Genomic DNA, 11,614 nt, shown 5'->3' with positions numbered 1-11,614 from the left:
ATACCGCGAACACCTGGTCCGGGGGTGCGGCGACGGCTGTCACGATCTCGAAATGCTGCACAAGCCGACCCTAGACGCTGGGTATTCCGGGCCCTGCCCGGGTTCTCATCGGCCTGACCAGGACCTTCACCAATGGCACCCCGATGCTGCTCTGGCAAGTACCCCAGTGCTGTCAAAAACTCGTGAACATCACCCGACCGTGGATCTGGGTGCCTCCCAAAGCCGTGAACAACCGACGGCACTACTGGTGAATAGAGCCAAGCGGATGAGGGCTTGGTGGCCCTCCAGCCACACCAGGGACGCGGGCCGGTAGACCCGGGTGCGCAGGAGCTCCGCGATGGTCGCGCGTCGCGCGGGCTGGAGAAGTGCAGCAGCGCCGGTTCGGTGGCGGCCTGCGTGTCGTCGTGCTCCTGGTCCTCGCTCTCGCCGCCGGTCCTGCCCTGGCTGCCAGGCGTTGGTGATGCGGCCTTCTTCGTCGCGTCGGACGTGCACTGTGTGCTGCCGGCTGGTGAGGTGCGGGAGGGCGGGCCTTGCTGCCGGAGCTCTGGCGCCCGCTTCACGTCCGAGTTGCCTCAATAGGTCGTAGCTGCGGTCAATTTGACGGTCCTTCTGTTTTGCAGCGACTCGTGATGCTTTTCCGTCGTCGCGATGGTGAATGAGACGCTCAGGAGGACTTGTGGGTATAGCGCTAGCCAAGAGGAAGGTCTGCAGGTCAATGCAGTGATGGCGTCAACTCTGCCTGCCCTGGGCCGACTCGGCGGTAGCCAAGTGATCGATTCGCAGGTAAAGTGCACGTGTGTTCAGCGCCTGGAACGCGCAGGGCTGAGCGTGGTCGGATTCTCCTTGACCAGAGGGTGCGACTCGGTAATCGGGGGAATGAAGTCCGGGGGGACCTGTCGGTTTCCACGCCTGTCCAGGTGGCCCATTTGGGCTTCCTTCCCCTTGCGACGACGCAAGGGATATTTCAGTGAACCGCAATACTCTGCGCATGGCGGCCGTTTCGGCCGTCGCCGCTATCGCTCTCGGTGGAACCGCGGGTCTGGCGCAGGCCTCGCAGGCGCCCGCCGCTGCATCTCACACGGTTTCGGCCGTGCAGCAGACCGAGGCCCAGCAGGCTGCGCGCACCCTGCTCTCGAGCCCGCTGGCAGTCAACCTGTCGGCCGCCGAGCGGACCGAGATGAACAAGATCGCCAGTGGCGAGTTCGCGGCCGCGAGCAAGTGGAGCGCGATCAGGGCCGCCTTCAGCAAGGTGGGTGGCTTCGCCAAGGCCATCGCCGGCAAGTACAGCACCTTCAAGAAGTGGTACGACGGCCTGTCGTGGTGGCAGAAGGCCCCGCTGCGGGCCATCACCCCCGGCCTGACCATCCTGGACATCTACAACGCCCTCCACTGATGACGGCTCGGGGGCCGCAGCACACGCGGCTCCCGGTCTGAGTGGTGCTGGCTGGGGTCGTCCGGACGGCCCCAGCCAGCACTCACTGCCCTGAAGACATGCGACACGGAGCGTTTTCGAATGACTGACACCACAACTACCCGCACCGCGACCGAAGGCACGTGGGCCCTGCCGCTGGCGGTGCTGGCTCCACTGGCGCTTGTCAGGCTTCTCACCGAGCCGACCACGCCGTGGCTCGTCCTGTCCTGGATCCTCTGGTCGGTGTCTGCGCTGCTCATCGCCGCCGGGTGGACGACCGTGCTGCGAAAGGGAACACGGGGAAATGCTGCATGGGGGATGTGCGCAGTGGTTCACGCAGTGCTGGCCTGGCAGTTGATTTCCCTCGTGGGAGAATAGAAAAGGCCTGCGCTTCTGGCGCCGAAGGGCAAGAGAAGGTAATCGGGGGAAGAAGTCCGTGAGGCACCTTCGGTTTCCACGCCTGTTCAGGTGACCGAGACTTCCTCCCCCTTGCGATAACGCAAGAGAAGCCTACATGAATCACAGCTATCCGAGTACGTCGAACGAAAGCTCACCGATAGGGCCGCCCAGCAAGACGGCGATGTGCCCACAGTTGAACGGTACCCACTTGTGAACAAGGGCGATGTACTCGTCGAAGCCCGGGATCTGACCTACTCCTTCGCCGCCAAACGCGTCCTGGACAGCGTCTGCCTCGAGTTGCGCGCCGGCGAGGTGACGGGCTTCGTCGGAGCGAACGGCGCCGGCAAGACGACAAGCATCCGGCTGCTGCTGGGCCTGCTGCGAGGTGAGGGCCGGACCCGCTTCCTCGGCCGGCCGCTGCACAGTTGGCGAGCTCCAGGAACAGTCGTCGGCGCGGTCCTGGGCGGCATAGCAGGCCATCCCCAGCACCGCGTGCACGCCCATCTGCGCATGGTGGCGGCCGGCTCAGCCGTATCGGACACACGGGTCGATGAAGTCCTGAACACCGTGGGACTGGGCGAGGCAGCCCGGCTGCGACTGTCCGAACTGTCACTCGGCATGGCGCAGCGCGTCGGCATCGCCCAGGCGCTGCTGGGCGACCCGCCCGTGCTCATCCTGGACGAGCCCGCGAACGGACTGGACCCCCACTCCATACGCTGGCTGCGGGACTTCCTGCGCACCCAGGCCGACCAAGGCCGAGCAGTCCTGGTGTCGAGCCATCTCCTGGGTGAGATGGAGCAGCTCGCCGACCGCGTCATCGTGCTCACCCGCGGTCGCGTCGTCGCAGCGGCACCCATGACGGAACTGCTGGAACGGGCCGCCGGAATTCGCACGGTGCGGCTGGAGGCACCCGACCTGCCGACCCTGGCAGGCATCATCGCTGAACATGGCGGGCACCTCACGCCCGCCACCAAAGATGAAGCCCTTGTCACCGGCCTGGACCGCGTACAGATCGGCACCCTCGCACTCAAGGCCGGCGTGCCTCTGTACGGGATGCGTGAGGACACACCCTCGTTGGAGGACTTCTACCTGAGCATCGCGGAAGAGGAGTTCAAGATCTCATGACATCTACCGCGATGACGGCCCCACGAGCCGTCACACCCCTCGACGCATTCGGCCGGGCCTGCCGCTACGAATGGCGGCACCTGACCGCATTGCGCTCGACCTGGATCCTCCTCGCAGTGGTCGCAGCATTGAGCCTGCTGACCGGCATCACCGTGCTCCTGGACGCCGACAAGCAACAGACGGTCAGCTCAGCGGTAGTGGCGGACGCGGTCGCCTGGACCCCGCTCGCGACACAGATCCCCGCACTGTGCTTCTTCGTCCTGGTCCTCGGGACCGGCCCGGTCTCCACCGACCTGATAGCCGGCGCCGCCCGGACGACCTGGCTCGCAGTCAACGGACGCACCACCGCCTACGGAGCAAAATGCGCCGTCGGCTTCCTGGTGGGAGCCGGCGTGGCCGCCATCAGCGCACTGGTCGGCGCACTCTCGTGCGCCGTGATGCTGAGCGCGATGGGCCACCGACAGCCGGCCTGGGGAGAGATTCTCGCTCCATCCGCACGCTTTGCCGGGTGGATGGGCTGCTGGGCACTTCTGTGCCTGGCCGCCGTAGCCCTGCTGCGCAGCCGTATCCTCGCTGTCCTGCTCCTGGTCCTGTGGCCGCTGCTCGGCGAACGCATGGCAGGCGCCCTGCTTGGATACCTGCCGGGTTTGAACGGTGCGAGTGACTGGCTGCCGTTCGCTGCGGGCCGGGCCATGCTCACCGATGTCACCGCCTACTCCGGTGAAGACCAGTCATTCGCCCAAGCGCTTGTCGGCTCCGATCTGTCCACGCCGATCGCGACAACGGTGTTCGTGCTGTGGACCTCCGTCATCACTGCGGCAGGACTGTGGTCGTACTGCCGACGGGACTTCAAGGCAACCTGACCGCCCAAGCACGACCCTTGGGACACGCTTCAACTGATCACTTCGTAGCCGCTGCTGCGTCGGGGCAGGAGCGCAGACGCCCGACACGCGCCGAACCACAGACGTTCATCGCGCCCTGGCTCGGGTGTGTCCATCGCGTCCGCCCAGTCCGCCGAGTCAGGCACTGCTGTTGCCAGACGGCGTCGTGGCGAAACCGCCGCACCGCCCACGATCTGCACTATGCAATGCGCCGTCCAGCAGTTCGCCCTGACCTGTGCCGGAACCCGGCAGAGCCGACGCTCAACGGCCCACCCGCAAATGGAGACATCATGCCCATTCCTAGCGCAACCGTTCGTCAAATCATCATGGCATCAGCCCTAGCCGGACTCGTTCTGGCGGGAGGAGCGCCTGCCCAGGCTTCGGAGATGGCAGCCGCTCCCTGCCCAGTGTCCGGCCGGGCAACCCACGAGTTCGGCCCCAGCCCCGCCGGCTTCCACCACGGGCTCGACATCGCCAACACCGCGGGGAGCCCGATCAAGGCAGGACTCGCCGGAACAGTCACATCCACAGGCAGCTCTGGAGCCCTGGGCCAGTACATCGTGGTCACCCATCCCAACTCCATGAAGACCACCTACGCGCACCTGAGAAGGGCTTCCGTTGGCGTTGGCGCTTCTGTCAACAGCGCAACCAGGATCGGTGAGATGGGGGCAACCGGCACCGGGGACGGCCGCGCCCGATTGCACCTCGAAGTGCGGCAAGGCGGGGAACGAATCAACCCCCGCCTTACGTACAGCTGCCCGCGCTAGAGAGGGTGCCCTGCGTTCCTGGGGTCCGCCTCCCAGCACCGTAACGTCAAGTCCTGTGACCTGTGCGCCAGCCTGCTATTAGAGGTCGTTTCATCCTGTTGTTTTATCCCTGAATGCGGCTTTGATGGGCCGGGGTTGGGTTGCGCCAGGAGATGGTGTTTTCGCCGGTGAGTCGGCGGGTCATGAGGTCGGTCATGGCTAGGTGGATCATGGCTTCGGAGCGGTGGGGGTGGGTTTCGTAGTCGCGGGCCAGGCGGTGGTGAAGCATGAGCCAGCCGTAGGTACGCTCGACTGCCCAGCGTTTCGGGAGGGGGGTGAACCCTTTGGCGCCGGGCTTGCGTTGGACGATTTCGAGGTCGATGCCGAGAGTGGCGGCGTGCTCGACGAAGTGCTTGCGGTAGCCGCCGTCGACCCACACCTTGCGCAGGCCGGGATGGTCAGCGGCGGCCTGGTCCAGGAGGGTTTGCCCGGCGGTGGAGTCCTGGACGCCGGCGGCGGTGACCAGCACTGCCAGCAGCAGGCCGAGGGTGTCGGTGATGATGCTGCGTTTACGGCCGACGATCTTCTTGCCCGCGTCGATGCCCTGGCTCTTTGCTGGGACGGAGGTCGAGGTCTTGACGCTCTGCGCGTCGATTACGCAGGCCGAGGGCTCGGGGCTCTTCCCTTCCTGTTGGCGCACCAGCTCTCTCAGCAGACCGTTGAGCTGGGCGAATACACCATCCTTTTGCCACCTGGCGAAGTAGCCGTAGACGCTCTGGTGCGGCGGGAAGTCGTGTGGGAGATAGGCCCACTGGCAGCCGGTGCGGTCCACGTACAGGATCGCGTTCATGATCTCGCGCAGGTCATGCCGTGGAGGCCGGCCGAAGTCCAGAGCCCGACCGCGGCGTTCGAAGCGCCAGGCGGACAGCACCGGCTCGATCAACTCCCAGCGTGCATCGGACAGATCACTTGGATAGGCACGACGTTCCGTCATGGCCTGGGCATACCGCGGTCCGGGGCGTGCGCCCAGGCGTGCAACCTGTCCCGTCGAAGCACGGCCCAGACTCGGGCGTCCTGGAATGAGACAGGCGCAAGCAGACCTCCGCCCCATCCGTCACACCGCCAGTCTCACCACGCAGAGCCGCCACCACAGCCTCACCCGCAGCACATCGACAGGCAGGGCAAACTATCCCAGAGGACCGCACTCAAGATGAAAACGACCTCTGAGTACCCATCTCAGTTGAGACGCCAGACCAAGATCTCATTCTGAAACGATCAGTAAGTACTCGCACAAGCAGGCGCATGCCCGGCTTGCTGGGATGCGCATGCCGTTGCGCTTGAGGTTGCTATTGGGGTTGCGCATGGAGTTGCGGTTGGCGTTGCGCTGACCTGCGGCAATGCTCACCTCCCGCAGTTGCATTATGTGAGGTCAGAGGGCACTCCCCGCCATGGTCGGGGACCTTCTCCAGCTCAGACTTCCCCTCTACAGCCCTTCTCCGACAATCAAGGTGGGGGAGACGGAGGGCGTGCGGTGTCGGGGAACGGACCGGCCTGCGGCGCCAGGGTGGAGCGCGTCGGAGGGGCCTCCGCGCGCAGCGGGAGGGCGCAGCACAGCTGGCACACCGCTGGCACCCAGCGGTGTGCCAGCGGGCTTCCGGAGTTCTGCCGGTCTGGTCGTCGGAGAGCACACGGGCGATCCATGGTCTGACCTGCATCACACCATCACGATTGCCCTGCGCCGCTCGACCGAGTCGGAGCTGGTCGAGCTACTGACGCAGAACCTGGTCCGCTACGACCAGTGGGGCCACGAGACTTTCCGTGCTGACGACCTGGGACGCCTGGCCGGGTGGCGTCTCTGGCGCCTCATCCGCGACCGCGACGCCGCCGGATTCGGCAGGCTCGATGCCCGCCGGCGCCAGGTAGCGCAGGCCCAGCACGTCAGCGCATGGGACGACATCGAGACCGCAGTTGCCCGTCGAGCACGGATCCTCAGGGGAGAGGCCAGTTCGCGGATGCTCGAGGAACGACCCCGCCGTGACGAGGCCAGCCGCCGTGATGCAGCGTTCGCCCGCGCCGAGGCTGAACGCCGAGAGAAGGCCGAGCGCTGGAACCTGGGGCGCTGGGAGCTGGAGAGCTACCGCGAAGGACAGTCGCCCGAGGAGCGCCGGATGCCGCTGCCGCCAGGGACCACGAACGACGCGATTTACGCCGCTGCCGTAGCCAGGGCACGAGCAGAGAAGCGCCGCCGGCGCCACAGCTGACCCCCTACAGCGGAGGCGCCTGCCCGAACTGCCCCCGCGACGGTTCCGGCCCGTCCTTCTGCGTGAACTCGGAGAGCTTCCAGCCGTCTGCGGACCACGTAAGCGTGATCGTCATGGTGAACCAAGAGGTTTTCACAGGGGCTTTCGACGCCTGGCCCATCACCCCGAAGAGCCCCGAGCACCACACGGCCACTGTGGCTGTGTCGTCCTGGTACGCCTGCACTGTCGTCCCGGCCCTGTTCTCCCGAAGCTACGGCGAAGTGACAAGTAGCTCTCTGTAGCGGATCTGGGATGTGGTTGTCAGCGTTTTTGATCTTCTGGGCTCGCCGGGGGCCGTGCTCGGCGAGGTTGGTCCGGTCGTGACGACCGGAGGGAGCGCGAGGTGCGGCAGGAGTGGGAGCCGGAGGACCTGATCGAGGTCTGGACGCTGCTGGAAGACGACCAGGAGCGGCTGCGGAACAAGTCGGGTGCGAACCGGTTTTCCCGAGCCCCGCACTGCGCCCGATGCACAGGTTGGGCGGTCGGCAGCTGACTATGAAGCGGCGTCGTGAGGGCAAGGACGACGTACAGGCTTCTGGACGGGAGGGTCCTGAACCGGCGGCGCCCTCGGCGAGGCACCGCAGAGAAGCGGCTGCACAGCGTGATGCAGCAGGCTGCCCGTCGTTGTCCGGCGAACGGGTGGCCTTTGTTGATGCCTTGGCTACTCGTGTGCGTCGACGATGCGGGTAAGGGCGCGTAGACCTGCGACGATTTCAGAGGCGTCGGGAGCCTGGTCGGGGTCGGTGAGCCACTGCGTCATCAGACCGGTGAACAGGGCCATCTGTGCGGCGCCCAGGGTGCGGGCGGCGGTGCCGCCGACCTCGTCCTCGGGTGTGCCGAGCAGCAGCGCGGCCAGACCCTGGCGGCCCAGGGCCTGACTTCCGGCCAGGTAGCGGCGCAGATCGTCGGAGTGTTCCGCCTGGAGCAGGGCTTCGACCGTGGCCAGCCACAGCGTCCGGTCATCCTGGAAGGACTTGATGATCTCCGCCCACATCGCCTCGTAGCGCACGGCCGGGCTGCTTCCGGCTTCGCCGAAGGAAGCCAGTGTGCGGCCGATCCGTGTGCCCCACTCGTCGATCGCCTCGATGAGCGCGGCGTTCAAGAGCGCCTCACGGGAGCCGAAGTGGTAGCCGATGGCCGCCATGCTCACGCCGCCGGCCGACGTCACGATGTCGCGCACCGTGGTCCGGGCCCAGCCCTTCTCCTCCAGACAGCGCCTGGCCCCCGCCAGTAGATCCTCGCGATTTCCCATGCCGACAACGCTACCCGATGCATTGTGCGAATGCATGAGGCGTAAGCCTGAGACGTTCGTCTTGTGCAAGCGCCTAAATTTTGGAGTACTGTCGTGCCGCACCCACCAATCGAGGGAGATGTCATGAGCCACGCCCGCCCCGTCAGCCGCCGCCGTCTGCTCAGCCTGGCCACCGCCGCCGTCCTCGCTGAGGGGACCCTGAGTGCCGGCACCACCGCAGCCTCGACCCCCTCGACGGCCGAGCCGGTCGACGCCCTGAACCGCAGCGCCCGGCCCCTGGGCGACCTGAACGGGCTCGGCCGTATGGTCGGCGACGCCCGCGTCGTGGGCCTGGGCGAGGCCAGCCACAGCGCCCACGAGTTCTTCACGCTCAAGCAGCGGCTCTTCCGCCATCTCGTCGCCACCAAGGGCTTCACCACCTTCGCCTTGGAGGCGAGTTGGAGCACCGGCCTGCGCCTGGATGCCTACGTCACCCGCGGCATCGGCGATCCCGCCCAGATCATGCGGGACGAGTTCCAGGGCCAGTACGTCTTCTGGAACACCCAGGAGTACCTCGACCTGATCCAGTGGATGCGCCGATACAACATCACCCACCCCGACCGGCCGCAGCTGCGGTTCGTGGGCAACGACCTCGGCTACGCCGGACCCGACGCCTTCGACCACGTCACCGACTACCTCGCCGCGCACCGCCCCGACCTGGCCGGGCGCATCGGAGACCTCTACGCGGGACTGAAGCCGGCCGCCGGGACACAGGCGGGAGCGTGGATGGTCGGCCAACTGGCCAAGGAAGTGCCGGCACGCCGGGCCGAGGCCGACCGGACGGAGGCCGCCCTGGCACTGCTCCGTGACCACGGACGCCCCCGCACGGCCGGCTGCGACGCCGAGCGGGCGCACGCCCGGGCCCTGCATAACGCCGCCGCCATCACCCAGAGCTTCACCGGCTATGCCTTCCCCGACGAGCAGTTCCCCGAGCGCATGCGCTACCGCGACCGGGCCATGGCCACCAACACCGCCTGGTGGCTGCGGCACGAGGGCGGCCGCATCCTGCTCGCCTCCAACAACGGCCACGTCGCCTACACCAGCGACAACCCGGACGAGTTCCCGGAGCCCACCGGCGCCTTCCTGCGCACCCAACTCGGCCCGGACTACGTCAACATCGGCCTGACCTTCAACCAGGGCACCGTCAACGCCCTGCCCGACTTCACCGCAAAGCAGCCCCAGGAGTACACCATCACACCGGCCCCGAAGGGCCACAACGAGCACACCCTCGACAAGCTCCGCCACCGCGACTTCAGCATCGACCTGCGCACTGCGCCCCCGGCAGCCCGCACCTGGCTCGCCGCAGCCCGCCCCACCCGCTCCTACGGCCTGTACTGGTCGACCGATGACCCGGCAACCGCCCTCGGCCGCTCGTACGACATCCTCATCCACCTCCACCAGGTCGAAGCCGCCCACATCCTCCGGTGACTCAATAGGCAGGGGGAGCCGGGCTCCGAAAGAGGTCAGCGACGATTGACCACCAACCCGCCCCTGGCCAGACGGAAAGGAGGCGCGCTCCGGCAGAGCACGCCTCTCATAAACGGTCCTTTGCGCGAGCAAGATCAATCACGAGGAGCCTTTTCCAACCTCACGCTGACGCGTGATGGAGGACAAGCACGGCCTGAACGATCGCGGTGATGCGGTTGGTGCTGCAGCGGAGCTTCCGAAGAAGCCACCAGCTCTTCAGGACCGCCATGGCCTGCTCGACCAAACAGCGGATCTTGGCGTGACTGCTGTTGTGCCGGCGCTTCCACCTCTTGAGCCGGCGACCTCGGAACGGAACACGGACGGGGTGGCCGGCTCCCTGGTACGCCTTGTCCGCCCAGCACTTCAGCTCGGCTGCGGCGAGCGCGTCGATGATCCCGTGGGCCCGCGCGGCGGTCAGGTCGTGGACGGACCCGGGCAGGGCGGTGGACGCCCCTTCTTCGCGCAGGTCGACGACGACACTCTCGACCGCTTTGAGACGGTCTTCAAGAAACTCACGGCCTGAACCTGCAGACAGCACGAGACCCCGGGCGCGGTCATGACAGCCCGGGGTCTCGGGGTGTCCGGCTGGTTCGCCGCCCGTCGACGGATGACGTCACGCCCACTTCATGCCCAGCTCCCGCAGCGCCTCCAACTGCTCCTGGGTGAGCTTGTCCCGCCGGGTCTTGGTGTTGGAGACCCACACGCCCAGCTTCACGGCCACCGGCTCCTTCTGGCCGTCGACCGTGCCCACCAGGGCCTCGCTCACGGCCGTCACGCCGTCATCCCAGCCGTCCGAGAACACCGCGCCCCGAGGCCGGCGCCATGCCGTCCAGCTCCACCACCTGGCACTGCGCCCCGGCGACCGCCCCGGCCTCCAGCGCGGCCACCAGGTCGTCCGCCTCGCTCGCGGGCACGTCCTGCGCCTCCAAGAGCGCGAACACCTCCAACCGGGCATTCACGCCCGCCGTCTGGTACTGCGTCACCCGGCGCAGAGAATCACTGCGCAGCGCGGGATCCGGTCCGGTAGATTCGTGGTGACCGCATTTTCGGCCGTTCATATCGAAATTAAGGGAGGCTTTTCAGGCGGTTGGGGTATGTCCCATGTTTCCGCCAATGATACATGCTGCATCAGAACGAGTCGGCCGAAGGCCGGTTCTTGTTCTGCTTCCGGGTAGATGAGCATCTGACAGTGACGCTCCTGTAAGACGAGAGGGGATGGCGGTGGAAGCGGCGAAGTGGTCGATGGATCGTGAGCGCTTGTCCCGGTGGGTTCCTGAGGGTGAGCGGATGACGGCCGGTTGCGCGGTGACGTACGGGCGCACACTGTGGGGCCTGCTCCCGCGGCGTGCTTCGCTTCTGTTGACCGACCGTCGGGTGCGAGTACTACGCCACCGGGGCAATGACCTCCAGTACGCCATACGCGGTGTCTGGTTCGAGATGATGCGCGACGAGGCCGTGGCGGTGTGCAGGAATCCGCGGGTGCGGGTGGAGTTCGACAAGGGGCAGGAGATCGAGCTACGCCGGCACGGTGGTGGGGTCGAGCGCCTGCGGATCAGCCAGTGGGATGCGGTGCATGCCGAAGCCCTGTACGCGGCGTTCCCTGGCGAGCACAGCGATCCGCAGGCCTGACACCGACCTGAGAGCCGGGGCACCTCAATTTGATGCACCCGTCTTCCGAACCCCGACCAGCAGCCCCCTCCTCACAGCCAGCTGCCCGCGTCAGCGGGCTCAACGGCCCTGGAGGCGGAGCCAAAGGGCCGAAGCGGGGGAGCGAAGCGAACCCGCTCGGGGTCTGGAGCGAAGCGAAAGACCCCACGTGGTGGGCGCAGTCACCACGGCTTCGGGAGCGCAGCGGACGAAGCGTCACTCTCCTTGCGAAGCAAGGAGAGTGAACGGGACGCGCAGCGTCCCGCCAGCGCTCCCGCGGAGCGGGAGCGCAACAACCGTGCGAAGCACGGTTGTTCGCTTGCACATCGCGCAGCGATGTGGTACCC

At 66.7% G+C, this 11,614-nt stretch carries 13 protein-coding genes and 2 pseudogenes; 9 read left to right on the top strand and 6 right to left on the bottom strand.

The window, feature by feature from the left end; all coding sequences use genetic code 11:
- Window positions 1-261 precede the first annotated feature (261 nt).
- Window positions 262-513, bottom strand: a pseudogene (locus ABTX78_RS35870) (hypothetical protein); the annotation flags it as partial.
- A 577-nt stretch (window positions 514-1,090) separates the two neighbouring features.
- Here ABTX78_RS35870 and ABTX78_RS35865 point away from each other — a divergent pair.
- The 5 genes from ABTX78_RS35865 to ABTX78_RS35845 all read left to right on the top strand — a co-directional run bounded on the left by ABTX78_RS35865 (window position 1,091) and on the right by ABTX78_RS35845 (window position 4,583).
- Window positions 1,091-1,393 (top strand): hypothetical protein, encoded by a 303-nt coding sequence (locus ABTX78_RS35865; RefSeq protein ID WP_352210945.1) that lies wholly within the window; start codon window positions 1,091-1,093, stop codon window positions 1,391-1,393.
- Between the two features lie 120 nt (window positions 1,394-1,513).
- Window positions 1,514-1,789 (top strand): hypothetical protein, encoded by a 276-nt coding sequence (locus tag ABTX78_RS35860; protein ID WP_352210944.1) that lies wholly within the window; start codon window positions 1,514-1,516, stop codon window positions 1,787-1,789.
- Between the two features lie 231 nt (window positions 1,790-2,020).
- Window positions 2,021-2,935 (top strand): ABC transporter ATP-binding protein, encoded by a 915-nt coding sequence (locus ABTX78_RS35855; RefSeq protein ID WP_352210943.1) that lies wholly within the window; start codon window positions 2,021-2,023, stop codon window positions 2,933-2,935.
- Window positions 2,932-3,798 carry a hypothetical protein gene (locus ABTX78_RS35850; RefSeq protein ID WP_352210942.1) on the top strand — a complete coding sequence of 289 codons (867 nt, stop codon included), beginning with the start codon at window positions 2,932-2,934 and terminating at the stop codon, window positions 3,796-3,798. Before ABTX78_RS35855 ends, ABTX78_RS35850 begins: the two co-directional genes overlap by 4 nt.
- Before the next feature lie 224 nt (window positions 3,799-4,022).
- The gene (locus tag ABTX78_RS35845; RefSeq protein WP_352210941.1) at window positions 4,023-4,583 is read left to right on the top strand and encodes a M23 family metallopeptidase; all 561 of its coding nucleotides are present in this window, start codon (window positions 4,023-4,025) and stop codon (window positions 4,581-4,583) included.
- Between the two features lie 103 nt (window positions 4,584-4,686).
- On the opposite strand, the gene ABTX78_RS35840 is transcribed toward ABTX78_RS35845, so the two are convergent.
- Window positions 4,687-5,556, bottom strand: a complete 870-nt coding sequence (locus ABTX78_RS35840) for an IS5 family transposase (RefSeq protein ID WP_352210940.1) — start codon at window positions 5,554-5,556, stop codon at window positions 4,687-4,689.
- A 646-nt stretch (window positions 5,557-6,202) separates the two neighbouring features.
- On the opposite strand from ABTX78_RS35840, the gene ABTX78_RS35835 reads away from it, so the two are divergent.
- Both ABTX78_RS35835 and ABTX78_RS35830 read left to right on the top strand, forming a co-directional pair.
- On the top strand, window positions 6,203-6,823 hold the full coding sequence (locus ABTX78_RS35835) for a hypothetical protein (protein WP_352210939.1): 621 nt from the start codon (window positions 6,203-6,205) through the stop codon (window positions 6,821-6,823).
- Window positions 6,824-7,205: 382 nt separating this feature from the next.
- Complete coding sequence (locus ABTX78_RS35830) at window positions 7,206-7,355, top strand: hypothetical protein (RefSeq protein WP_352210938.1); 150 nt, start codon at window positions 7,206-7,208, stop codon at window positions 7,353-7,355.
- A 168-nt stretch (window positions 7,356-7,523) separates the two neighbouring features.
- Here ABTX78_RS35830 and ABTX78_RS35825 read toward each other — a convergent pair whose 3' ends face one another.
- Window positions 7,524-8,114 (bottom strand): TetR/AcrR family transcriptional regulator, encoded by a 591-nt coding sequence (locus ABTX78_RS35825; protein ID WP_352210937.1) that lies wholly within the window; start codon window positions 8,112-8,114, stop codon window positions 7,524-7,526.
- 123 nt (window positions 8,115-8,237) lie between these two features.
- On the opposite strand from ABTX78_RS35825, the gene ABTX78_RS35820 reads away from it, so the two are divergent.
- Window positions 8,238-9,581, top strand: a complete 1,344-nt coding sequence (locus ABTX78_RS35820; protein WP_352210936.1) for an erythromycin esterase family protein — start codon at window positions 8,238-8,240, stop codon at window positions 9,579-9,581.
- A 160-nt stretch (window positions 9,582-9,741) separates the two neighbouring features.
- Here the strand turns inward: ABTX78_RS35820 and ABTX78_RS35815 are convergent.
- The 3 genes and pseudogenes from ABTX78_RS35815 to ABTX78_RS35805 form a co-directional block, all read right to left on the bottom strand.
- Window positions 9,742-10,071, bottom strand: a pseudogene (locus ABTX78_RS35815) (transposase family protein); the annotation flags it as partial.
- Between the two features lie 162 nt (window positions 10,072-10,233).
- Window positions 10,234-10,395, bottom strand: a complete 162-nt coding sequence (locus ABTX78_RS35810) for a helicase associated domain-containing protein (protein ID WP_352210935.1) — start codon at window positions 10,393-10,395, stop codon at window positions 10,234-10,236.
- Between the two features lie 4 nt (window positions 10,396-10,399).
- Window positions 10,400-10,603 (bottom strand): hypothetical protein, encoded by a 204-nt coding sequence (locus tag ABTX78_RS35805; RefSeq protein WP_352210934.1) that lies wholly within the window; start codon window positions 10,601-10,603, stop codon window positions 10,400-10,402.
- 232 nt (window positions 10,604-10,835) lie between these two features.
- Between ABTX78_RS35805 and ABTX78_RS35800 the strand changes: the two genes are divergently transcribed.
- Complete coding sequence (locus tag ABTX78_RS35800; RefSeq protein WP_352210933.1) at window positions 10,836-11,249, top strand: hypothetical protein; 414 nt, start codon at window positions 10,836-10,838, stop codon at window positions 11,247-11,249.
- Window positions 11,250-11,614 lie beyond the last annotated feature (365 nt).

This window comes from Streptomyces sp. NPDC096193, from assembly GCF_040302905.1.
Lineage (GTDB): Bacteria > Actinomycetota > Actinomycetes > Streptomycetales > Streptomycetaceae > Streptomyces.
Note: the sequence above shows the minus strand (reverse complement) of the source record. Positions and strands in the feature narration are given on the sequence as shown.

Excerpts from the sequence above, each read along its gene's own strand:
- ABTX78_RS35860 (WP_352210944.1), top strand. The coding sequence starts at position 1,514 with ATGACTGACACCACAACTACCCGCACCGCGACCGAAGGCACGTGGGCC.
- ABTX78_RS35850 (WP_352210942.1), top strand. The coding sequence starts at position 2,932 with ATGACATCTACCGCGATGACGGCCCCACGAGCCGTCACACCCCTCGAC.
- ABTX78_RS35845 (WP_352210941.1), top strand. The coding sequence starts at position 4,023 with ATGCGCCGTCCAGCAGTTCGCCCTGACCTGTGCCGGAACCCGGCAGAG.
- ABTX78_RS35840 (WP_352210940.1), bottom strand. The coding sequence starts at position 5,556 with ATGACGGAACGTCGTGCCTATCCAAGTGATCTGTCCGATGCACGCTGG.
- ABTX78_RS35825 (WP_352210937.1), bottom strand. The coding sequence starts at position 8,114 with ATGGGAAATCGCGAGGATCTACTGGCGGGGGCCAGGCGCTGTCTGGAG.
- ABTX78_RS35820 (WP_352210936.1), top strand. The coding sequence starts at position 8,238 with ATGAGCCACGCCCGCCCCGTCAGCCGCCGCCGTCTGCTCAGCCTGGCC.
- ABTX78_RS35800 (WP_352210933.1), top strand. The coding sequence starts at position 10,836 with ATGGCGGTGGAAGCGGCGAAGTGGTCGATGGATCGTGAGCGCTTGTCC.